Consider the following 21,929-nt stretch of genomic DNA (forward strand, 5'->3'; position numbering starts at 1 on the left):
AGCAAGGTGGGCGCGCGCCGCCCCTTGCCCCACCGCCCGGTCTCCGGCGCGCCTCTAGCCAATCGCCTCCCCCCGGCCCGCGCACCGGTACTGTGCGACCCCCGCCTGTCCTGAGACGAACCTGACCCGTCTGCGACCGCCCCGCCGCTTTGCCTGATCTAAAATATCCCCCGCGGAGCGTTCTGGCCTCAGCGCCCACGCGCCGCTAGACTGGCGCGAAAGGAGAACCGCATGACCGACTATCTTGAGACCCCCGAAGGCCGCCGCATCGCTTATGCCCGCACCGAAGGCCAGGGCCCGGGCGTGGTGTTTCTGGGCGGCTTCCGCTCGGACATGCAGGGCACCAAGGCGCTGGCATTGGAGGCCTGGGCGCGGGCGACGGGGCGGGCGTTCTTGCGCTTTGACTATTCCGGGCACGGGCAATCCTCGGGCGCATTTCTGGACGGGGCCATCGGCGATTGGTACGAGGATGCCCGTTATGCGCTGGCCGCGCTGACCGAGGGGCCGCAGGTGCTGGTGGGATCGTCGATGGGGGGGTGGATCGCGCTGCTGCTCTGCCGGGAATGGCCGGAAAAGGTGGCGGGTCTGGTGACGATTGCCGCCGCGCCCGATTTCACCGAGGACAGCATGTGGGCGGCGATGGACGCGGCCACACGCGACCGGCTGGTGGCGGAGGGGCAGATTGCCGTGCCCTCGGACTATGACGATGGCCCCTATATCATCACCCGCCGCCTGATCCATGAGGGGCGCAACCGGCTGGTGCTGCGCCAGCCGCTGGCGCTGCCGTTTCCGGTGCGCTGTCTGCAGGGCACGGCGGATGTGGACGTGCCGCAAGAGGTTGCACTACGGCTGCTCGCGCATGCCACCGGCCCGGATCTGCGGCTGACGCTGGTCAAAGGCGCCGACCACCGCTTCTCGAGCCCGGACTGCCTGGCGTTGATTGAGGCGACGGTGGAGGAAGTGCTCACCCCGCCCAGCCCTGCCCATCCGGACTAAACCCCGCAGGCAGAGCAAAAACCCGCCGATGGCTGGCGCGAAGGGCAGGTGGGGGGTGTTATGTGCGTGGCCCGGTCCGGGCGGGGCCGGGTCGCTGCGGGCAAACGCCTGTGCCGCACCGCGCACCGCCTGAATAAATTGCCCCGCGTCCTGCAGCGCCTTAAGCTTTGGCGGATCGGCGATATCGCCGCACAGGGTTCATGGTTGATCGCAACGGGAGGCAGGGTTGGAGGACATCACGGGGATGCTGGCGCAAATCGCGCGGGAAGAGCTTGAATTGCGTTTTGTCAGCTTTGACGAGGACACCGCATGGGCGCTCGGGCAGGCTTTGGCGCGACGGGCGCAAGAGCGGCGCGCGCCGGTGGTGCTGAACATCCGCAGCAGTGACCGCACCTATTTCCATCTCGCATTGCCGGGCGCAACGCCGGACAATGACCTCTGGGCGCAGCGCAAATCCAACACGACATTGCATCTGCACCGGGCGTCGCTGGCCGTGGGCGCGGCGATGCGGGCCAAAGGGCAGGACCCGGACAGTTTCGGACTGGGCCGGGGGCTGGATCCTCTGGTCTATTCCGCGCATGGCGGCAGCTTTCCCATTCGTCTGACCAAGGGGCCGGTGCTGGGGGCGATCACCGTCTCCGGCCTGCCGCAGATCGAGGATCACGCGCTGATCGTGGAGACCTTGCGGGGGTTTCTGGCCTGAGTCGGCAATCTGGCGGGACAGGCTGCGGCTGATGCGAGCTGGGGTTGAATTTTCTTCGCGAAAACCCCAATTTTGAGATGATATCTTGCGTCAACACTGCATCCGGCGGGGCAAATTGCCCATTCATTTCTGACATCTGCGCTACACTGTTTTGCATCACAGAACAGTTCAGCGCGGAGCGGCCGGAATGAAGATTATCGTCTTGGGGGCAGGGGTTATCGGTGTCACTTCGGCGTGGTATCTGGCGCAGGCCGGTCATGAAGTGACCGTGATCGACCGGCAGCCGGCTCCGGCGCTCGAGACCAGCTTTGCCAATGCGGGCGAGGTCAGCCCCGGCTATTCCGCGCCCTGGGCCGCGCCCGGCATTCCGCTGAAGGCGATCAAATGGATGTTCATGAAACATGCGCCGCTGATCGTCGGGCTGAAGCCGGATGCGGTGAAACTGCGCTGGATGGCGCAGATGCTGATGAACTGCAATTCCGCCGCCTATGCGGTTAACAAGGCGCGGATGGTGCGGCTGGCCGAGTACAGCCGCGATTGCCTGACCGACCTGCGCAGCAGCACCGGGGTGGCCTATGACGAGCGGATGCAGGGCACCTTGCAGCTGTTCCGCGATGCCCATCAGGTCGAGGCCGCGGCCAAGGATATTGCCGTGCTGCGCGAGGGTGGCGTGCCGTTTGAAGTGCTCGACACCGACGGCTGCATCGCGGTTGAGCCGGGCCTGGCCGCCGCGCGGGGCAAGATTGCGGGCGGGCTGCGGCTGCCGAAGGATGAAACCGGCGATTGCTTCAAATTCACCCAAGGGCTGGAGGCGAAATGCCGCGCGGCCGGGGTGGTCTTCCGCTATGGCACGCAGATCCGCCGCCTGAACGGCGATGCGGGGCGCATCACCTCGGTCGAGACGGATATTGGCGCGCTGTCGGCCGATGCCTTTGTCGTGGCTCTGGGCAGCTATTCGCCGCAGCTGGTGGCGCCGCTCGGGATGAAACTGCCGGTCTATCCGGTGAAGGGCTATTCGATCACCGTGCCGGTGGTGGATGCCTCAAAAGCCCCCGAATCCACCGTGATGGATGAAACCCACAAGATCGCGATCACCCGTCTGGGCGACCGGATCCGGGTGGGCGGCATGGCAGAGCTGCGCGGCTTTGACATGTCCCTCTCGCCCAAGCGCCGCGCGACGCTGGAGCATTCGGTCGAGGATCTGTTCGGCGGTGCGGGCGATCAGTCGCAGGCGCAGTTCTGGTGCGGTCTGCGGCCGATGACGCCCGATGGCACCCCGGTCGTGGGGCGCTCGCCGATCGGCAACCTCTTTTTCAACACCGGGCATGGCACGCTGGGCTGGACGATGGCGGCGGGCTCGGGCCGGGTTCTGGCAGATGTGATGTCGGGCCGCGCGACCGAGATCGAGACGGCCGATCTGGGCTATGGCCGCTATGAGGCCCGCCGTGCGGCGCCAAAACCGGCACTCCGCCCGGCCCGCGCGCAGTGACGGCGGAAATTTGACCCGAGGCCACCGCTTTCGTTGTGTCGGGCGATGTTCCGCCCTATGACGGGGGCGGGGCGCGGGGCCCCGTTAGCGCTAAAGGGGGCTTTGCCATGTCCATTTTCGATCAGATTTCCCGTTTTGCCGTGGTCCCGGTGATTGCACTGGATGATGCCGCGGCGGCGCTGCCGCTGGCGGATGCCTTGCTCGAGGGCGGCCTGCCGGTGGCCGAGATCACCTTTCGGACCGAAGCCGCACGCGACACGATTGCCGCGATTGCCGCAGAGCGGCCCGAGCTCTTGGTGGGGGCGGGCACCGTCCTGACCGAGGCGCAGGTGGATCAATGTCTGGAGATTGGCGCGAAATTCGCGCTGGCACCGGGGATTGACGCGGCCGTTGTGGCCCATGCGATGGAAAAGGGCCTGCCCTTCGCGCCGGGCATCATGACACCCTCGGATCTGCAGGTGGCCTTGCGTCTGGGCTGTGGCATGGTCAAGTTCTTCCCGGCAATGCCCGCGGGCGGGCCGAACATGCTGAAAAACATCGCCGCGCCCTATCTGCACACCGGCATCGGCTTCAACCCGACCGGCGGCGTCACGCTCGACAATCTGGGCGATTGGCTGGCGCTGCCGGAAGTGCGCGCCGTGGGCGGCACCTGGATCGCCACCCGCAAGGATATTGCCGAGGGCAATTGGGCGAAGATTACCGCCAATGCCAAGGCCGCGGTCGCCCGCGTGAAAGAGCTGCGCGGCGCCTGACCCCTCGCCATCGCGCGCCTGCCCGGCGGTCTCTCTGCCGGGCACGTCCGTCAATCTGCGGTCCGCATCTCGCGCGGGGCTTGCATTTCGCGCGCCAACAGGGTTGGAACGGGCAGCGGAAACGGCGCACAGGACGGTAGATGACCGAGACTTCCTCCACACCGGCGACGACCAGCGCTTTCGCGCGCTGGATGCGCAATCTTGGCCCGGTCATTCTGGGGCTGGCGCTGTTCGGGATGGGGGTTTTCGCACTCTACCGTTTGCTGAAGCCGGTCGATCCGCATGATGTGCTGGCGCAGGTCAAGGCGATGCCCTGGCCGGTCTTTGCCAAAGCGGTGGCGGCAACGGCGCTCGGTTATGTCGCGCTGATCGGCTATGACTGGTCGGCTTTGCGCTATCTCGGCAAACAGGTGCCGCTGCGCATCGTGGCGATTGGCGGCTTTCTCGGCTATTCCTTCGGCAACACCGTCGGCGTCAGTGTGATTTCGGGCGGGGCGGTGCGCTACCGCATCTATTCCGCCTTCGGGCTGAACGCCTTTGAAGTTGCCGCCGTCTCCACCTTTGTGGCTTTGGCCTTTGGCTTTGGCATCACGGTCGTGGGCCTTGGGGCGATGATCCTGCATCCCGGCGCATTGGCCCCGATCTCGCCGCTGCCGCCGGGGCAGATCCGGCTTTGGGCAACGGTGGTGTTGCTGGCGCTGCTGGCGCTGATGCTCTGGCTGTCGTTCACCGGCAAAGTCCTGCGGATCCGCCGTTATGAGATTTCGGCACCGCGCCCCGCCATCGTCTTTGGCCAATTGGCGCTGACGCTGGTGGATACGGCCATGGCGGCGCTGACGCTTTATATTCTGCTGCCCGCGGGCGGACCGGACTACATCAGCGTGCTGGCCCTCTTTTCGGTGGCGCTGGCGGCAGGGGTGCTCAGCCATGTGCCGGGCGGCGTTGGCGTTTTCGAGACGGTGTTTCTGGCGGGGATGCCGCCGGGCGTGCCGCTGCATCAGGTGGCGGCGGCGCTTGTCCTCTACCGGGTCATCTATTACCTGCTGCCCTTCCTGATCTCGCTGGCCATCGTCGCACTGAACGAGGCGCGGCTGGCGGGGGGTGCGGCCGCGCGCCTCCTGGGCGACGTGCCCGAGCAGTTGCAGCCCCTTTTCCGTTCGGTGCTCGTCTCGGTGCCGGGGCTGGTGGCGATCCTCGCCTTCGGGGTGGGGGTCTATCTGATCCTGATGTCGCTGATCCCCTCGGTGCGGCCCGACGAGATCGACCCGAATGACCTTTTGGCGGCGATCCTGCTCGAGGGGGGGACCATCCTCTCCGCCGCGCTGGGAACGGTGCTGTTGATCCTGTCGCAGGGGCTGGCGCGGCGGATCTCCGGGGCCTTCTGGCTGACCGAAGTGGCGCTGCTTTCGGCCGTTGTCGCCTCGCTGCTCAATCACCTCGATGTGGAAAGCGCGCTGCTTTTGCTGACCGCCGCGCTGATCCTCTGGCCCTTCCGGCGCGATTTCTACCGCTCGGCCAAGCTCACCCATGCGGTGCTGACGCCCAGCTGGATCGCGCTGGTGGTGGCCATCTTGCTGGCGGTCACCGCGTTCTTTTTCTTCATGCATGCCGCCACCCCCTATTCCGAGGGGCTGTGGACGGGGTTCTCGGGTGCCGAAAACACGCCGCGCGCGCTGCGGGCGGGGCTCTTGGCCTCGGCGCTGCTGGTGTTCTTCACCCTCTATCTCGCGCTGCAACCGGCGCAGGCGCACAGCCATGTGCCCGATGCCGAAGGCCTGGCCACCGCCGCCCTGATCGTGGATGCGCAAGAGGATCCGCTGGCCTGCCTCGCGCTGACGGGGGACAAGGCGTTGTATCTGGACGATCAGGGACAGGCCTTCATCATGTATGCCGCGCAGGGCAAAAGCTGGGTGGCCTATACCGACCCGGTCGGCCCCGCTGCGGCAATCCCGGCGCTGGCCTGGGCCTTTGCCGATGAGGCCTATACCGCCAATTGCCGCCCGGTGTTTTACGAGGTGAGCAACCGCTATCTGCCGCTCTGGATCGAGATGGGCTATTCGCTGCACAAGATCGGCGAAGAGGCGGTGGTCGACCTGGCCGAGTTCTCGCTCGCAGGATCGAAATTCAAGACGATGCGGGCCGCGCATAACAAGGCGCAAAAGGAAGGGCTGGATTTTTCCGTCCTCGCGCCGCCGCATGCGCCTGAGCTGATCGCAGAATTGCGCGAGATTTCCGACGCCTGGCTGGGCAGCAAGGCCGGGCGGGAAAAAGGCTTTTCCGTCGGGCGCTTTGATGCGGAGTATCTCAACCGGTTTTCGCTGGGCATCGTCCGCCGGGACGGGCGCGTTCTGGCCTTCGCAAATATCCTGTGGCCCGCCGACAGCCGCCGCGTTTCGATTGATCTGATGCGCTATCGGCCCGAGGCGGCGAGTGGCATGATGGAATTCCTGTTCATCGCCCTGATCGGTCACGCGCGCGATGCGGGTGCTGCGTCTTTCAGTCTGGGCATGGCGCCTCTCGCGGGCATCGAGGCACGGCGCGGTGCGCGGCTGTGGAACCGTTTCGGGGTGCTGATCTTTCGCCACGGCGGGGCCTTCTACAATTTCGCCGGGCTGCGGGCCTTCAAGCAGAAATTCCAGCCCCGGTGGGAGCCGCGGTTCATTGCCATCCCCGGCAATCTCTCGCCGCTGGTGGCAATGAAGGATGTGGCGCTGCTGATCGCCGGGGGCGCCAAGGGGATTATCGGGAAATAGCGAGGGGCCAGGGCGCGCCGGGATCATCGCAGAAGGACTGGCGGCTTATTTTTGCGGATCTATTGAGCGAAGCGGCGGCATTTCGCCAAAAATTTGGGATAGCGCGCTTTCAGACCAAAGTCCGGATCCAAAGGTCTTGCATTATGCCCAACGATCTAGTTCTTTTTAACTAGCCCGGGTCAAGTGATTCTATTTTCACTGTCTATCCGGACATTGCCCCAAGAAATTAGCGCTGCAAGAAATGGATTTAAAATTCCATAATTCAATCTGCGGTTGCGATTATTCTCTGGATTATGGAATTCTTGATCCAAACGGTGCGCGGCGCCGGAGCTATGGGTGCGGCAATCATAAATAAATTGACAGAACCTTAACGCCGATTGACCATGTAACAATGCAGTGGGAATGGAATTCCCCGCATGGTGCAGCAGCACCCATCTGTACAAGATCGAGCAAAAAGACATGCCGCCGTGTTCCAGAAGGGAACGGCTATCGGGTAGGCGTGCACATTCACTATGGCAAACAGTGGGCGCTCCTTAAAAGTTTTGGGGGGGTTAAAAATGAACGCGACCGTGACAAACGGCACTCTTCGCATGTCTTCAGCAGCAACAATTCTGCGGCGTCGGCCACGGCGTATTCTGGTGGCCGGTGGCTCCGGATTCGTCGGATCTCATCTGTGTGATGCCTTGATCGAAAAAGGGCACAGGGTCATTTGTGTTGATAATCTCGAAACCGGCCGCATCGAGAATATCGAGCATTTGCTGGGCCATCCGAATTTCTCATTCCGCAGCCATGATGTCACCTTGCCGCTGCGGATTCCGGGTGTCCTGCATGAGATTTACAATCTGGCCTGCCCGGCATCGCCACCGAAATACCAGATCGACCCGGTGCGTACATTCCGCACTTCGGTGATTGGTGCGATCAATCTGCTGAACATTGCGCGGGAGAAATCGGCGCGGATCTTGCAAGCCTCGACGTCCGAAGTCTACGGCGATCCGGAAATTTCGCCGCAGCCCGAGAATTATCGGGGATCGGTCAATACCTATGGACCGCGCGCCTGTTATGACGAAGGCAAACGCGCTGCAGAAACGCTGTTTCACGACTATGCGGAATGCCATGGCGTCGACACCCGCATCGCGCGGATCTTCAACACCTATGGCCCCCGGATGTGTGCCGATGACGGCCGTGTTGTGTCGAATTTCGTGGTTCAGGCGCTCTCCGGCTCGGATATGACGATCTATGGCACCGGCCAGCAGACGCGCTCGTTCTGCTATGTCGATGATCTGGTTGCCGGCTTGCAGGCGCTGATGGCATCGCCGTCGGAATGCGCGGCGCCCGTCAATCTGGGCAACCCGGGCGAGTTCACCATGCTGGAGCTGGTGAAACTCGTGCTGGAAAAAACCGGGTCGCGCTCGTCGCTGGTGTATTGCGATCTGCCGGTCGATGATCCGCGCCAGCGCCGCCCCGACATCACCCGTGCGCAAAACTGGCTGGGTTGGAGCCCCCGTGTTTCGCTGCGCGAGGGGCTGGAGCACACGATCGCCTATTTTGCCACCGAGCTGTCGCAGGGCGGTCTTGCCCATCAGCGGGTCTCGTGACGGGGGATGGGTCATGCATGTCTTGGTCACAGGCGGGGCCGGGTTCATCGGCTCACATGCGTGCAAAGCTCTGGCGGCGGGGGGATTTCTTCCCGTCACCTATGACAGCTTTGCCACCGGCCATGCCGAAGCGGTGCGCTTTGGCCCGCTGGTGCGCGGCGATGTCCGCGACACGGCGGCTCTGGTGCAGGCCATGCGGCATCATCGCATCGGGGCGGTGATGCATTTTGCCGCCTGTGCCTATGTCGGCGAGTCGATGGTGGATCCGGCCAAATACTACGACAACAATGTCGGCGGCATGCAGAGCTTGTTGGCGGCGATGCGGCAGGCCGAGGTGGATAAGATCGTCTTTTCATCATCTTGCGCCACCTATGGCATTCCCGCTGTGCTGCCGATCACCGAGGCCAGCCCGCAGCACCCGATCAGCCCCTATGGCCGCAGCAAGCTGATGTGCGAACAGATGCTGCGAGATTTCGGGGCAGCCTATGGGCTGCACCACATCAGCATGCGCTATTTCAATGCGGCGGGGGCGGATCCCTCCGGCGCTTTGGGCGAGTGGCACGAGCCGGAAACCCATGTGCTGCCGCTGGCGCTGATGGCGGCGGCGGGGAAACGGCCCGCACTTGAGGTTTATGGCACCGATTATGACACCCCAGACGGCACCTGCATCCGGGACTATATTCATGTCAGCGATCTGGCCCGGGCGCATGTGCTGGCACTGCACCATCTGCGGGGCGGCGGTGAGAATCTGGCCCTGAACCTCGGCAGCGGGCAGGGGCATTCGGTGCGGGATCTGGCGGATGCCATCTTTCGCGTGACCGGGCGTCCGGTGCCGATGATCGACATGCCGCGCCGGGCGGGTGACCCGCCGGTGCTGACGGCCGACCCTGCTGCGGCCGCCGCGCTTTTGCAGTTTCGCACAGCATTGTCCGACCTCGACACGATTGTGGAAACCGCCGCTCCCTGGTTCCTGTCGGAGATCCGCCATGCGCAAAGTCTCTGAGCCATTGTTCCTGGAGCCCGTGCTCTCGGGCGTAAAACGCACCAAATATCGCGCCCTTAGCCTGATATGGCTGGTCAGTGTCGGTTATCTTTGGCTCTGGTGGCTCACGCCCGCGCATGTGCTGTCGCTCTGGGCGTTTCTGCTGGTCACGGCGCCGATGCTCTGGATCTACCTGACGCAAGCCTATTTCGTCCGGGTGTTTCTGGCCTCCCGCCGATCGGTGGCGCCGGATCCGGTGCCGGGGCAGGCACGGGTCGCGATGATCGTGACCAAAACCCCGTCGGAACCGCTCGCGCTGCTGACCCGGACGCTGGAGGCGATGCTGGCGCAGGATTATCCTCATGACACCTGGTTGGCCGACGAAGATCCGCAGCCCGCGACCATCGCCTGGTGCGCGGCGCGGGGGGTGCGGATTTCGTCGCGCAAGGGGGTGGCCGCCTATCACCAACCGGTCTGGCCCCGCCGCACCCGCTGCAAAGAGGGCAATCTGGCCTATTTCTACGACCATTGGGGGTATGACGACTACGACCTCGTGGTGCAGCTTGACGCCGATCACGTCCCGCAGCCGGGCTATCTGCGCGAGATGCTGCGGCCCTTTGCCGATCCCGGCGTCGGTTATGTCTCGGCACCCAGCATTTGCTCGGCCAATGCCAAGGAGAGTTGGGCGGCGCGGACAAGGCTGTTTGCCGAAGCCGCTTTTCACGGGATTTTCCAGGCCGGATATGCCGGCATGCTGGCGCCGATGTGCATTGGTTCGCATTACGCGGTGCGCACGGCGGCCCTGCGCGATATTGGCGGTTTGGGACCCGAACTGGCCGAGGACCATTCCACCTCGATGCGGATGAATGCGGGCGGCTGGCGCGGCGTCCATGCGATTGATGCCATTGCCTATGGCGACGGCCCTGCCAGCCTTCCCGATATGGTGACGCAGGAGTTTCAATGGTCGCGCAGCCTGTTGACCTTGCTGCTCAGCCACAGCGGACAGTCATTGCCGCATCTGCCGTGGCGGTTGAAGTTTCTGTTTGTTCTGTGTCAGCTTTGGTATCCGATCTTTGCCGTTAATATGGTCATCATGTATCTGGTGCCGCTGTTGGCGCTTTGCCTCGACATGCGCTTTGCGGATGTGACCTTTCCGGCCTTCCTCGGCCATATGCTGCCTTCCGCTATCATCATGCTGGTGTTTGCTTATGAGATGAAACGGGATGGTTTCTTCAGGCCGTTCGACGCCAAAGTAATCTCGTGGGAGCGGGCCTTGTTCGTTTGCCTGCAATGGCCCTGGGTGCTTTGGGGATGCCTGATGGCGCTGCGGGATAAAATCACCGGCAAGTTTGTTGATTTCCGGATTACCCCCAAGGGAGATGCCGTGCAAACCCGCCTTCCTAAAAAAATCGTGGCGCTTTATGCCGCGCTGGCGCTGGGGTGCATCATTCCGGTGATGGTGATCGGGACTCTGCACGAGGCGCGGGGGTTTTATCTTCTGCTGCTGGCGAATGCCGTGCTCTATGGCACGAATGTCATTGTGATTGTGTTTCACCACTTCCGGGAAAACCGGATCGACTGGCGCACGCAGCGCGGAGATCTGCTGCTGCAAGCGGGAACCATGGCGACAATCATCGCCCTGTTTGCGGTGTCGCTGGATTTGCGCGCGGTGCAAAGCCTGCATGCGCTTTCCGCGGGCATGGAGCCTTTTCACCTGACCCGGGTCGAATTCGTGGTGGCAGGCGCGGGGCAGGGGGGGCCAGGGCAGATGGATTTCCGCTTTGCGCCCGGCTGGAACTGAACGCCCTCAGGGGCACGAGAGGAGGCAAGATCATGAGACCGACCAAATCCGAGCGGCGTGCAGCGGGCGGGGGGCCTGTTGCTGCGCTGATGCTTGCAGCATGGCTGGCCGGGGGGCCGGTCGCGAATGCGGCCCCGCCGGGGGCGCTGCCATTCGGGGTCTATGACCCCGACGGGGCTTTTTCGCAGGATGGCGAAGTGACGATCGAACATCTGTTCCTGCCCTGGGAGGATGTGTCGCTGCAATCGCTGGTCAATGCCGATGCCTATGCCCATGCGCGCAACCGCGCCTTGCTGGTGACGCTGGAGCCCTGGACATGGTCGCGGAGCGAACGCAACACAGCCGGGTACTTGCGGGCGGGCATCGCCAATGGCGATTACGACGGCAACATGATTGCGGTCTGCAAGGTGCTGGGGACGCTGAAAAGCCCGGTCACCCTGCGCTGGGGCCATGAGATGGATGACAAAAGCGGTCAGTTCATCTGGTCAAACTGGCGGCCCGAGGACTACATCTCGGCCTATCGGCGGATGATCGACCTCTGCCGTGCCGCGGCACCCAACATCAATGTGCTCTGGTCGCCGCTGGGCGAGGCGGGCATGGCGGCCTATTATCCCGGCGACGATTACGTGGATCTGGTGGGGCTGACGGTCTTTGGGTTGCAGGCCTATGATCAGGCCAAATTTGGCCGTGACCGCAGTTTTGACGATATCTTCGCCGAGCGCTACGCCCGCGCCGCGGCCTTTGGCAAGCCGGTCGTGGTGGCCGAGCTGGGCTTCAGCGGCGATGCGGCCTATGTGCAGGCCTGGGAGAACCGGGTGCGCCAGCTTGACCCGCGCTACCCCAATCTGGTCGGGGTGTCTTACTTCAATCAGGCCGAGGTCTACCCCTGGCCGGATGGATTCGGCAAACCGGACTGGCGCTTTGACCACAATATCGTCGATGGCCTGACCAACTGAGCGTGCGGACTCGCCGCGCAAAAGGATAGGGGCAAAATTCCGCCGATCTGGTGGTTCCTGATAAGTATGCCCGAACGCAAGATTATTTTAACGCGACGGGGCGGTCCGAAAGGGCCGCCCATTTTTCATGTTTTAGGCGTATTTGACCTTTAGGATTCTTTAAACGTACATGGCTGCAAATAAACGTGACGCGGGTCCTGTCGGGGGCTCCGCGCAGAGTGAGGCAGGAGATCTGAATGGACAAAACGCTTTCAGGCGCCGCAGGCGCTTTGGGTAAAGTCATGTGTCTCGGCATGCTGGCATTGGCATTGGCGGGACCGGCCGGGGCAAAGGACAGCACATCGGGTAAGGGTGCTGTGCAGCGTGGCCTCGTGGTCACCAAGACGGTCAAGTTCGATTGGCTGAAGGCCCCTGCCGCAACGCTCAACGTGGCGCAGCTGGAGCAAAACCTGAAGCCGACGCAGGTGGTGGCGCGCGGTGCCTATGTGTGCTCGCCCGCGGGCTTCGGCCGTCGCTCACAGTGCTTCGCCCGCTGAGGCGCAGCAGCTCTTCACTGCGTTTGGAACGACACGGTCGCGAGCGCGGCATGCGGGAGCGCCGTGGCCCAGCCCCGGCATATCATCCTTTGGGTCAATGCACCCGGCGGGGCGGCAGCGCGCAGTCATACATCTCAAGCCCTTGCCACAAATGCGCCAGATCGCGCGCGGCAGCATGCGACAGGCTGTCGTCATTCGGGAAAAGCCGGGTGCGCGCATGGCGCAGCATGTTCAGCCCGCCCAGCGTCGCGATCGTGCGCCCCGCGGCCAAAAGTCGCGCGTATTCGGCCGAACGGGCCAGAAAACGGTCGCCGTCATCGGTGCCGCAGTCACGTAAGGCACCATCACGGGACAGCGCCTGATAGGCGGATTGTGCAGTTTCAAGGGCTTGGTGCAACTCTTTACAGATCATCTTGTTCAGAACCGGTCCGTGGTGAATGTCATCCTGAGTTGCGCAGAACAAGATTTCGATAATCTGAACGACGCGCGACTTTTCCCCCGCAAGACAGGGCTTTCTCGCCGGGGATCAAGACGTAACCAGAATTTTTCGACATCGCACGGCGGCATCCGGCGCATTCCTCCCCATGTCAGCCACAGCAAAGGGGGCGCACAACCAGGTTGCCCCACAAGCAGGAGGGTGAGTTTAACGGAAAGGTGCGCCCGCGCACAGCCCCCTCGGTAAGGACCTGCGCGGGACGGCGCTCAGCCGATCAGGGCGCGGGTGATCTGCACCCCGGCCCAAGCAGAGATGCCGGTCAGCACGCTGCCCCAGATCAGATCGACCGCCACCATGCTCGGCTGCCAATCGCGCATGATCGTGTAGCTGGTGAGTTCATAAGTGCCATAGGCCATTGCGCCCAGCACCGCGCCGCGCCAGAGCGCGCGCAGCGGCAGGCCGTCGCGCAGGGCAGGCCAGCTGACCAGCACCAATATCCCCAGCACATAGCCCAGATAGAACACCACCGCCGGCACCATCCGGATCTCGGTCAGCAGCTGCGCGCCCAGATGCCGCGCAAACAGCGGATGCATCACCCGGGTCAGCATCACGGCATCCAATGCCAGAAACACCACCGCAGTCGAAAGAAAGAGTACAATTTGCGCCATCCGGATCTCCTTTCGCCTGAACTAGCGCGCGAAGGTGGCGCCGCAAGAGGCAGCGGACCGCTCCCGCCTCAAATCGTTTGCCGCGCTGCGTTTACCGGACAGGGCCCGCCGCCAGATCGTTGAGGATCGGGCAGTCGGGGTGATCATCGCCGCCGCAGCAGGCCACCAGATCGCTGAGCGTGTCGCGCATCGCCGTCAGCTCGGCAATTTTCTGACCGATCTGAGCAAGATGCTGCGCGGCCAGCGCTTTGACATCATGGCTGGCACGGGTCTTGTCCTCGTAGAGGGCGAGCAGCGCCCGGCAATCCTCGATGCTGAACCCGAGGCTGCGGGCGCGGCCGACAAAGGCCAGTTTATGCAGATCGGCCTCGGCAAAATGCCGATAGCCGTTGGCGCCCCGCGCGGCCGAGATCAGTCCGATGTCCTCATAATACCGGATGGTCTTGGCGGGCAGGCCCGCCCGTTTCGCCACATCTCCAATGTTCATGCAACGGCCTCCTGTACGCCCGGGCCTGCGGGCGCCTTGGCCTCGGGCATTTGCGCTGCCACAAAACGCAGGCGCAGGGCGTTGCTGAGGACAAAGACGCTGGAGAGCGCCATCGCCCCCGCCGCGAGCATGGGCGACAGCAACACCCCGTTCCAGGGGTAGAGCACCCCCGCCGCCACCGGGATCAGCGCGGCATTATAGCCAAAGGCCCAGAACAGGTTCTGCCGGATGTTCGCCATGGTCGCATGGCTGACCGCAAAGGCATTCACCACCCCCGCCAGATCGCCCGACATCAGCACGACATCCGCGCTTTCAATCGCCACATCGGTGCCGGTGCCGATCGCTATCCCCACATCGGCACTGGCCAGCGCGGGCGCGTCGTTGATCCCGTCCCCGACAAAGGCGAGGGGCGTCCCGCCCTCCTGCAACGCCTTCAGGGCCGCCACTTTGCCTTCGGGCAAGACTTCGGCCACCGGATGGTCAATGCCCAGCTTGCGCGCAACAGCCTCGGCGGTGGCGCGGCTGTCGCCGGTGATCATCGCCACTTTCAGCCCCTGACCGTGCAGCGCGGCAATCACCTCGGCAGCGCCCGGCTTGATCGGGTCCGAGACGGCGAGGACCGCCGCCAGCTGCCCGCTCAACGCGGCAAAGATCGGCGTCTTGCCCTCAGCCCCCAGCCGCGCGGCTTCCGCCTCCAGCGGCGCGGGGTCGATGTTTTCATCCCGCATCAACCGGGCATTGCCCAAGAGCACCGCATCGCCCGCCACCACTGCCCGCACACCGCGCCCGGTCAGCGCCTCGAAGTGCTCCACCGGATCGGGCGTGATCCCCCGCTCTGCCGCCGCCGCCACAATGGCCTGCGCGATGGGATGTTCCGAGCGCACCTCCACCGCCGCGATCCGGGCGAGGGTGATGTCTTCGTCATGGCCTGCCACGGGCGTCAGATCCGTCAGCACCGGATGGCCGAGCGTCAGCGTCCCGGTCTTGTCAAAGGCCACCACGCCCACCGATTGCAGGCTTTGCAGCGCATCGCCCTTGCGAAAGAGCACCCCCAGTTCAGCGGCGCGCCCGGTCCCCACCATGATCGAGGTGGGCGTGGCAAGGCCCATGGCACAGGGGCAGGCGATGATCAGCACCGACACGCCTGCCACCAGCGCATGGCTGAGCACCGGACTGGGTCCGAACGCCAGCCACAGCGCCACGGTCAGCGCCGCCAGCGCCATCACGCCCGGCACGAAATAGAGGGTGATGCGGTTCACCAGCCCCTGAATCGGCAGGCGCGCGCCCTGCGCCTCTTCCACCAGACGGATGATCTGCGCCAACATTGTGGCCGAGCCCACCCGTGTCGCGCGAAAGGTCAGCGCGCCGGTGCCATTCACCGTGCCGCCCACCACCTCGGCGCCGGGCATCTTTTCAACCGGGACCGGCTCGCCGGTGATCATGCTCTCATCCACATAGCTGCTGCCTTCGGTCACCGTGCCATCCACCGCGATCCGCTCGCCGGGGCGCAGGACCACAAGGTCTCCGGCGACGATCTCGGCAATCGGCACCTCGACGGTTTCCCTGTCGCGCAGGATGCGGGCGGTGCGCGGTTGCAGGCCGGCGAGTTTGCGGATGGCGGCACCGGTGCGGCCCTTGGCCCGCGCCTCAAGATAGCGGCCAAGCAGGATCAGCACCACGATCACCGCCGCCGCCTCGAAATAGACGTTGCGGGCGGCCTCGGGCAAAAGGCCGGGCAGAAAAGTGACGGTGACCGAATAAAGATAGGCGGCACTGGTTCCCAGCGCGACCAGCGAATTCATGTCGGGCGCGGCTTTGAACAGGGCCGGAAAGCCAAGGCGGTAGAAGGCGCGCCCCGGGCCTGCAAGGACCAATGTGGTCAGCACAAACTCGATCAGCCGCAGGGTCTGGCTGCTGACCAGCCCCATCAGCGCATGGTGAAAGCCGGGGATGAGATGCCCGCCCATTTCCAGCACGAAGACCGGCCCCGCCAACACCGCGGCATAGATCAGCTGATGGCGCAGCCCCTCGGCCTCTTCGGCCTTGCGGTCCACCCTCGGCGCGGCGTCATCCTTTTCATGCGCCACATAGCCCGCACCTTTGACCGCTGCGATCAGGCTTTGGGCGGTGGCGGCGCCCCCGACATAGGTGATCTGCGCGGTCTCGGACGCGAGGTTCACCTCTGCCGCCGTCACCCCCGGCACCGCCTGCAACGCCCGTTCAACCCGCCCCACACAAGAGGCGCAGGTCATCCCCGTCACCTCCAGCGTCAACGTCTCTTGCTGCGCCGGATAGCCCGCCGCCTGCAGGCCTGCCACAATGCCCGCCACATCCATCGGTGCGTGATGGCGCACCGCCGCGGTTTCGGAGGCCAGATTGACCTCTGCCGTCTCAACCCCGGGAAGGGCCCGCAGCGCGCGCTCCACCCTGCCGACGCAGGAGGCGCAGCTCATGCCGGTGACATGCACGCGGGTTTCGGTCAGATCGGTCATGGCGGGCCTCCATTGGCAGGGGTTCCTTCCTCAGATAGGGGTTCCCGTCACTGGAAGGTCAAGCCCCCCGTGTGAAATAGTCGCTCAGGCCGGAGCAGGGGCCAGAGGGCATTCGGGGTCGGTACGGGCCCAGTCAATTTCAACCGTGCTGTGCGCGATGCCAAATCCCAAGGCCAATGCGGCTTTGGTGGCGGCGACGCAGCTGGCGGGGTCCGCGCCAGCGGTCAGCCGGATTTCCATCGTTGCCGCCGGCTTGCCGGAGGTGATCGACCAGACATGGATATGCGCGACGTCGTCGAGCCCCGGCACGCGCGCGCGCAGATGCTGACGGATATCGTCCAGCGCGATGCCATCCGGCACGCCCTCCATCAGAATCTGCAGCGCATTCTTCAGCAAAAGCCAGCTGCTGCGCAGGATCAGCAGCGACAACAGCACCGACAGGATCGGATCAATCGGCGTCCAGCCGGTGACATAGATCACCACCGCGGCCGCAATCGCCGCGACCGAGCCGAGCAGATCGCCCATCACATGCACCATCGCACCCCGGATGTTCAGATGCCCGCGGTCGCCCCGCATCAACAGTGCCAGCACCCCCGCATTGACCAAAAGCCCGAGCACGGCAATCACCATCATCGGCCCGGAATGCACCGGCTGCGGATCGAAAAGCCGTTCGACGGCGGCAAAGGTGATCCAGCCGATTAGGATGATCAGCGCCAGCGCATTCACAAAGCCCGCCAGAATTTCGAGACGCAGATAGCCAAACGTGCGCCGTGCGTCGCCCTGCCGCCGCCCGAAGCGGAAACCGGCCCAGGCCAAAGCCAGCGCCGCCGCATCGGTCAACATATGCCCCGCATCCGCAATAAGCGCGAGCGAGCCGGAAAGAACGCCCCCCACCGCCTCGGCCAGCATGAAGCCAAAGGTCAGCAAAAACCCGATGAACACCAGTTTTTCATTCTGTCCGGTCACCTCGGGGGCATGCGCATGACCGGCATGCGCGCCCGCGTGACTGTGCGCGTGCTCGTGACCGATGTGCCCGTGGCTGTCGTGGGTGTGTCCGGTATGATCGTGGTTGGCGTGATTGTGACCGATGTGCGCGTGGCCGGTTTGGTCATGCCCCTCTTGATCGTGGCCTTCACGCGCGCTGGCGGCAGGTTCACGCGCTGCGTCCCCCGCTTGCCGGGGCGCCACAGTTTCGGGCGTCTCGGCCGTGCCCGCGGCATGATCAGAGGCTGCGGCTTCGGCGTCATGGGTCATATCGTTCCCCTTCTTTGTCGGGCGATCAGCGCGCGGCGCACGCTCCTCCATCAATGCGCATTCCGCGGCGAGGTTCCAGAACCCATTGCCAAAAGGGGCCACGCGGAACGTGGCCCCTTCGGGTGATTTGACCGATTTCACGGGAACATCAGACCCCGAGGTTGGTCCGGGGACCCAGGCGGGGGGCAGATCAGGGTCCCGCCCGGGGGGATCAGATCACTTGCCCCAGATCTTCGCATATTCCTCGCGGTAGCCATTCTCGGGGTCAAAGATGTTCTTGTCGCCGCCGTCAAAGCTGATGTTTTCCTTGGTGACCACATGCAGCGGCGAGGTGTAGCCCGACCATTCCGCGCCCGAAATGGCGCGGTTCAGCTCATCAATCAGCTGCCAGCCCTGCAGGTTCAGGGGCTCTGCCACCGTTACCGCCTGATACTGGCTGGCGCGGATCCGCTGATAGGCGCTCTCCGATCCGTCCCCCGCCGCCACCGATTTCGGGGCGCCGTCTCCGGGGATGCCTGCTGCCGCGAGCGAAGGGCCCATAAAGTCGAAATAGATGTCGTTAATGGCCAGACTATGCGTCCATTTCGCGCCATAACGTTGCAAAAGTGCAGTTGTCAGCGTGGGCATACGGTTCGATGTATCGGCAATCGGCGTGTCCACATATTCCAGAACCGTGCCACCAAGGCTCTCGATCGTCTCTTTGATCTTGTCGGCTTTGGCGATGGCAATCGCATAGGTGCTGTCGGTAAAGATCACCACGCCGGGCTTGCCACCCGCATCGGCAAAGGCCCATTTCGCCGCCGCCGCCGACACTTCCATCGCATCGGTCGAGACATTGGCAAAGATGCCATTGGCCGGATCCGAGCCGATCACCGGCGAGGCATGCCAGCTGACCATCGGGATGTTGGCGGCACGGGCTTCGCCCATCGCCGATTGCTGCTCAACCGAGTCAAAGCCATTGATGATGATGCCATCGGGCTTCAGCGCCATCGCCTGACCAAAGGCCGCCGTGCGCCCCTGGATCGAGCCAGCACCATCGAGTACCCGCACCGTCCAGCCGATTTTCGCCGCCGCTTCCTCAACACCATTGGTAACCCCGAGGATACCGCCGTTTTTCATATCGGCAGCGAGGACGACGATCGTCTTGCCCTCGGCGGCTTTCGGGCCGCTGGTCGGGCCGTCCCACACCGCCTTTTTGCCGGCATATTTCTGCACATCGGCCATCGCATCGGAAATGGCATCCGCCCAGAGCGGGGTCGCCGCGATCAGCGACACCACCGTCGCCATAAAGGTCCGTCTCAGCATGTTGTTCCTCCCTGAACTGCTGTTGGTCGGGCTCAGCGCTTGGCTGCGCCCTTTTTGCGTTGGGCATAGCCTGCGATGCCGATGGCAATGAGCAGGGTGACGCCGTTGAACATCGGCTCAACCCAGAACGAGCCGCCGGATTGCTGGATGCCGGAGATGCCGACCGCGAGGATCACCACACCGACGATGGTACCCCAGACGTTGACGCGCCCCGGTTTGATGGTGGTCGAGCCGAGAAAGGCGCCGACCAGCGCGGGCAAGAGGTATTCCAGCCCCACCGAGGCCTGCCCGATCCTGAGTTTCGAGGCGAGCAGAACGCCGGTTACCGCGGTCAGCACGCCCGAGGTGATGAAGGCTCCAATCACGAATTTGCGGGTGGGGATGCCGTTCAGCTCTGCCGCGCGCTGGTTGGCGCCGATGGCGTAAAGGAAACGGCCGATCGGCGTGTATTCCAGTACCAGCCAGAGCACCACGGTGATCACCAGCACATAAAACCCGGTGATCGGCAGGCCGAACACAAAGGTGCCATTCAGCGCATAGAACCCCTCGGGCAACATGCCGACAATCTGCCGCCCACCGGTGTGCCACAGCGCCAGCGCATAAAGCACGGTGCCGGTGCCCAGCGTGGCGATGAAGCTGTCGATGCGCGCCACCTCGACCAGAATACCGTTCAACAGGCCGACAAAGGCACCGAGCGCCACCACCACCAGCACCGCAATGGGCCAGGGCAGACCATACATCGTTTGCAGCGAAATCGCCAAAACGTGCCACAAAACAATGCCGTAGCCGACGGTCAGGTCGATGCGTCCGGCCACCATCGGGATCATCGCGGCGAGGGACAGGAGGGCGATAATCGCCTTGTCCGAAATGATTGCCCGCAGGTTCAGCTTGGTCGGGAAGGTGTCGGGCAAGAGGATCGAGAAGAGCACGATCAGCCCGAACATCAGGATCACCAGCCCATAGGTGGGGGCAAGGCGGGCCAGACGGCGGGGCAGGCTGAGACCGGCGAGTTCGTCGCGGGTCGGCTCGATGGCATTGGATTCAATGGAGGGCATGATGGCTCCGATCAGGCAGCTTCTGAGGCCGAGGCGGCCTGAATGAGGGATTGGGTGGAGAGTTGCGCGCCCGACAGCTCGGCCACCACCTGGCCCCGGCTGAACACCAGCGCGCGGTGACAGATATTGGCAATCTCTTCAAAATCGGTGGAGACGACCAGCACCCCCATCCCGCTCGACAAGGCATTGAACAGCAAGTGATAAATCTCGGCCTTGGCACCGACATCCACCCCCGCCGTCGGGTCTTCGGCAATCAGCAGGCGGCGCCCCGTGTCCAGCCAGCGCCCGACCACGACCTTTTGCTGATTGCCCCCCGAGAGGGCCTCGATCGGCAAGGACGGGTCATTCGGCGAGAGGCCGACGCGGCGGCCGAGCACCAAAGCGGCACCGGTCTCGCTCGCACGGCTGCGGAAGTTGAAGAGGTTCCGCCCGGCGGCGGTAGGGTTGAGAAAGGCGTTTTCCCGGATCGACAGCTGCGGCGCGATGCTCTCCACCACCCGGTCGCGGGCGACGAAACCGATGCCCGCCTGCATCGCCGTTTGCGCCGAGCGCAGATCGGGGCAGGCCCCTTCCAGCCGCACCTCACCCTGATGCGGCACGAGGCCGAACAGGCTGCGGCCCACATCCTCATGCCCGGCACCGCGCAAACCGACAAGGCCCAGGAGTTCTCCGCGCCGGATCGAGAGCGAGACCGGCCCGACCATCGGCGTTTTCAGATCGGTCAGCGTCAGGATGTCCCCGCCCGTCTGCACCTCCGGGCGTTCAATTTCGCGCGCTTTGCGGCCGACGATCAGGCTGACCAGATCCTCGGGCGAGGTGTGGCTGACATCGCGCATCCCCACCATCTGTCCGTCGCGCAGCACCGCCACGCGGTCGGCAATCTGAAAGATCTCATCCAGCCGGTGCGAAACATATATCATGCCAACGCCCTTTGCCTTCAGCGGGCGCAGGGCCGAGAACAGCCGCTCGACCTCATCGGCGGGCAGGCTGGCGGTCGGTTCGTCCAGCACCAGAAAATCACATTCCACCGCCAGCGCCCGCGCAATCGCCACCAGCGATTTCTCGGTACGGGTCAGGCTCGAGATGCGGGCGGTCGGCGCGAAATCGGCCTCGACCAAGGCCAGCGCGGCGCGGGCGCGCTCGTTCGTCGCTTCCCAATCGATCCGCCCGCCAAAGGGGCCGGGGCGGCGGGCATACCCCACGGCCAGCGCGATGTTTTCGGCCACCGACATCCATTCCACCAGACCGAGGTCCTGGTGGATGAAAGCCACCGATTGCTTTTGGCTGACCGAGCCCGCGACATGCGCATAGGGCACGCCGTCAATACAGACCTGACCGCTGTCGGGGCGATGGATGCCGCCCAAAGTCTTGATCAGCGTGGATTTGCCGGCGCCATTTTCGCCAAGCAGCGCCACAATCTCGCCGCGCTCGACGCGCAGTGAGACGCCGCGCAGCGCTTGTGTGCCGCCGAAGGATTTGACGATGCGGTCGAAGAACAGACCATCATTGGTCGCCATCGTTCCTCCCCTCCCCTGGATTCCCGTGGTGTTTTTGGTAGTTTTTCGTTACGTTATCGGTAACGTTATGAATGACAATCAGGCCAGTCCGGCCATAAGTCAAGATATTAGTTATCGATAACATTACGCCTCACAAACGGGCTTGAATCCCC

At 64.0% G+C, this 21,929-nt stretch carries 18 protein-coding genes; 10 read left to right on the plus strand and 8 right to left on the minus strand.

The features are described from left to right. Window positions 1-231 precede the first annotated feature (231 nt). The 10 genes from ACEN2S_RS14880 to ACEN2S_RS14925 all read left to right on the plus strand — a co-directional run bounded on the left by ACEN2S_RS14880 (window position 232) and on the right by ACEN2S_RS14925 (window position 12,563). Window positions 232-996 (plus strand): alpha/beta hydrolase, encoded by a 765-nt coding sequence (locus ACEN2S_RS14880; protein ID WP_441867142.1) that lies wholly within the window; start codon window positions 232-234, stop codon window positions 994-996. A 226-nt stretch (window positions 997-1,222) separates the two neighbouring features. Continuing rightward, complete coding sequence (locus ACEN2S_RS14885; RefSeq protein ID WP_441867145.1) at window positions 1,223-1,699, plus strand: heme-degrading domain-containing protein; 477 nt, start codon at window positions 1,223-1,225, stop codon at window positions 1,697-1,699. A gap of 187 nt (window positions 1,700-1,886) precedes the next feature. Continuing rightward, complete coding sequence (locus ACEN2S_RS14890; protein WP_441867148.1) at window positions 1,887-3,188, plus strand: D-amino acid dehydrogenase; 1,302 nt, start codon at window positions 1,887-1,889, stop codon at window positions 3,186-3,188. A 107-nt stretch (window positions 3,189-3,295) separates the two neighbouring features. Beyond that, a complete protein-coding gene (gene eda, locus ACEN2S_RS14895) occupies window positions 3,296-3,940 on the plus strand; it encodes a bifunctional 4-hydroxy-2-oxoglutarate aldolase/2-dehydro-3-deoxy-phosphogluconate aldolase (protein ID WP_441867151.1) in 645 nt (214 codons plus the stop codon). A gap of 140 nt (window positions 3,941-4,080) precedes the next feature. Next, a complete protein-coding gene (mprF, locus tag ACEN2S_RS14900; RefSeq protein ID WP_441867153.1) occupies window positions 4,081-6,693 on the plus strand; it encodes a bifunctional lysylphosphatidylglycerol flippase/synthetase MprF in 2,613 nt (870 codons plus the stop codon). A 590-nt stretch (window positions 6,694-7,283) separates the two neighbouring features. After that, window positions 7,284-8,288 carry a UDP-glucuronic acid decarboxylase family protein gene (locus tag ACEN2S_RS14905; protein ID WP_441867451.1) on the plus strand — a complete coding sequence of 335 codons (1,005 nt, stop codon included), beginning with the start codon at window positions 7,284-7,286 and terminating at the stop codon, window positions 8,286-8,288. Between the two features lie 13 nt (window positions 8,289-8,301). After that, window positions 8,302-9,291, plus strand: a complete 990-nt coding sequence (gene galE / locus ACEN2S_RS14910) for a UDP-glucose 4-epimerase GalE (RefSeq protein ID WP_441867156.1) — start codon at window positions 8,302-8,304, stop codon at window positions 9,289-9,291. Continuing rightward, window positions 9,275-11,071 (plus strand): glycosyltransferase family 2 protein, encoded by a 1,797-nt coding sequence (locus ACEN2S_RS14915; protein WP_441867159.1) that lies wholly within the window; start codon window positions 9,275-9,277, stop codon window positions 11,069-11,071. Before galE ends, ACEN2S_RS14915 begins: the two co-directional genes overlap by 17 nt. 32 nt (window positions 11,072-11,103) lie before the next feature. Beyond that, window positions 11,104-12,027, plus strand: a complete 924-nt coding sequence (locus ACEN2S_RS14920; RefSeq protein WP_441867161.1) for a glycoside hydrolase family 26 protein — start codon at window positions 11,104-11,106, stop codon at window positions 12,025-12,027. Window positions 12,028-12,263: 236 nt separating this feature from the next. Beyond that, window positions 12,264-12,563, plus strand: coding sequence for a hypothetical protein (locus ACEN2S_RS14925; protein ID WP_441867164.1), 300 nt, complete (start codon window positions 12,264-12,266; stop codon window positions 12,561-12,563). 94 nt (window positions 12,564-12,657) lie between these two features. On the opposite strand, the gene ACEN2S_RS14930 is transcribed toward ACEN2S_RS14925, so the two are convergent. The 8 genes from ACEN2S_RS14930 to ACEN2S_RS14965 all read right to left on the minus strand — a co-directional run bounded on the left by ACEN2S_RS14930 (window position 12,658) and on the right by ACEN2S_RS14965 (window position 21,777). After that, on the minus strand, window positions 12,658-12,960 hold the full coding sequence (locus ACEN2S_RS14930; protein ID WP_441867167.1) for a hypothetical protein: 303 nt from the start codon (window positions 12,958-12,960) through the stop codon (window positions 12,658-12,660). Window positions 12,961-13,265: 305 nt separating this feature from the next. Further along, window positions 13,266-13,667 carry a DUF2177 family protein gene (locus ACEN2S_RS14935; protein ID WP_441867170.1) on the minus strand — a complete coding sequence of 134 codons (402 nt, stop codon included), beginning with the start codon at window positions 13,665-13,667 and terminating at the stop codon, window positions 13,266-13,268. A 91-nt stretch (window positions 13,668-13,758) separates the two neighbouring features. Next, the gene (gene cueR / locus ACEN2S_RS14940) at window positions 13,759-14,154 is read right to left on the minus strand and encodes a Cu(I)-responsive transcriptional regulator (protein ID WP_441867173.1); all 396 of its coding nucleotides are present in this window, start codon (window positions 14,152-14,154) and stop codon (window positions 13,759-13,761) included. Continuing rightward, window positions 14,151-16,646, minus strand: a complete 2,496-nt coding sequence (locus ACEN2S_RS14945; protein WP_441867176.1) for a heavy metal translocating P-type ATPase — start codon at window positions 16,644-16,646, stop codon at window positions 14,151-14,153. Before ACEN2S_RS14945 ends, cueR begins: the two co-directional genes overlap by 4 nt. Before the next feature lie 84 nt (window positions 16,647-16,730). Beyond that, the gene (locus ACEN2S_RS14950) at window positions 16,731-17,900 is read right to left on the minus strand and encodes a cation diffusion facilitator family transporter (protein ID WP_441867179.1); all 1,170 of its coding nucleotides are present in this window, start codon (window positions 17,898-17,900) and stop codon (window positions 16,731-16,733) included. A gap of 216 nt (window positions 17,901-18,116) precedes the next feature. Then, window positions 18,117-19,205 carry a substrate-binding domain-containing protein gene (locus ACEN2S_RS14955; RefSeq protein ID WP_441867182.1) on the minus strand — a complete coding sequence of 363 codons (1,089 nt, stop codon included), beginning with the start codon at window positions 19,203-19,205 and terminating at the stop codon, window positions 18,117-18,119. 32 nt (window positions 19,206-19,237) lie between these two features. Beyond that, window positions 19,238-20,260 (minus strand): ABC transporter permease, encoded by a 1,023-nt coding sequence (locus ACEN2S_RS14960; RefSeq protein ID WP_441867185.1) that lies wholly within the window; start codon window positions 20,258-20,260, stop codon window positions 19,238-19,240. Between the two features lie 11 nt (window positions 20,261-20,271). Beyond that, complete coding sequence (locus ACEN2S_RS14965; protein ID WP_441867187.1) at window positions 20,272-21,777, minus strand: sugar ABC transporter ATP-binding protein; 1,506 nt, start codon at window positions 21,775-21,777, stop codon at window positions 20,272-20,274. Window positions 21,778-21,929: the final 152 nt, after the last annotated feature.

Source organism: Phaeovulum sp. W22_SRMD_FR3 (genome assembly GCF_052113705.1).
In the GTDB taxonomy this organism is placed as follows: domain Bacteria; phylum Pseudomonadota; class Alphaproteobacteria; order Rhodobacterales; family Rhodobacteraceae; genus JBGQOG01.

Bases quoted from the DNA above. Each gene is read 5' to 3' on its own strand.
- ACEN2S_RS14960 (WP_441867185.1), bottom strand. From the start codon at position 20,260: ATGCCCTCCATTGAATCCAATGCCATCGAGCCGACCCGCGACGAACTC.
- ACEN2S_RS14915 (WP_441867159.1), top strand. From the start codon at position 9,275: ATGCGCAAAGTCTCTGAGCCATTGTTCCTGGAGCCCGTGCTCTCGGGC.
- ACEN2S_RS14935 (WP_441867170.1), bottom strand. From the start codon at position 13,667: ATGGCGCAAATTGTACTCTTTCTTTCGACTGCGGTGGTGTTTCTGGCA.
- cueR (WP_441867173.1), bottom strand. From the start codon at position 14,154: ATGAACATTGGAGATGTGGCGAAACGGGCGGGCCTGCCCGCCAAGACC.
- galE (WP_441867156.1), top strand. From the start codon at position 8,302: ATGCATGTCTTGGTCACAGGCGGGGCCGGGTTCATCGGCTCACATGCG.
- ACEN2S_RS14905 (WP_441867451.1), top strand. From the start codon at position 7,284: ATGTCTTCAGCAGCAACAATTCTGCGGCGTCGGCCACGGCGTATTCTG.
- ACEN2S_RS14925 (WP_441867164.1), top strand. From the start codon at position 12,264: ATGGACAAAACGCTTTCAGGCGCCGCAGGCGCTTTGGGTAAAGTCATG.
- ACEN2S_RS14955 (WP_441867182.1), bottom strand. From the start codon at position 19,205: ATGCTGAGACGGACCTTTATGGCGACGGTGGTGTCGCTGATCGCGGCG.
- ACEN2S_RS14920 (WP_441867161.1), top strand. From the start codon at position 11,104: ATGAGACCGACCAAATCCGAGCGGCGTGCAGCGGGCGGGGGGCCTGTT.
- ACEN2S_RS14945 (WP_441867176.1), bottom strand. From the start codon at position 16,646: ATGACCGATCTGACCGAAACCCGCGTGCATGTCACCGGCATGAGCTGC.
- ACEN2S_RS14965 (WP_441867187.1), bottom strand. From the start codon at position 21,777: ATGGCGACCAATGATGGTCTGTTCTTCGACCGCATCGTCAAATCCTTC.
- ACEN2S_RS14890 (WP_441867148.1), top strand. From the start codon at position 1,887: ATGAAGATTATCGTCTTGGGGGCAGGGGTTATCGGTGTCACTTCGGCG.
- mprF (WP_441867153.1), top strand. From the start codon at position 4,081: ATGACCGAGACTTCCTCCACACCGGCGACGACCAGCGCTTTCGCGCGC.
- eda (WP_441867151.1), top strand. From the start codon at position 3,296: ATGTCCATTTTCGATCAGATTTCCCGTTTTGCCGTGGTCCCGGTGATT.
- ACEN2S_RS14880 (WP_441867142.1), top strand. From the start codon at position 232: ATGACCGACTATCTTGAGACCCCCGAAGGCCGCCGCATCGCTTATGCC.
- ACEN2S_RS14950 (WP_441867179.1), bottom strand. From the start codon at position 17,900: ATGACCCATGACGCCGAAGCCGCAGCCTCTGATCATGCCGCGGGCACG.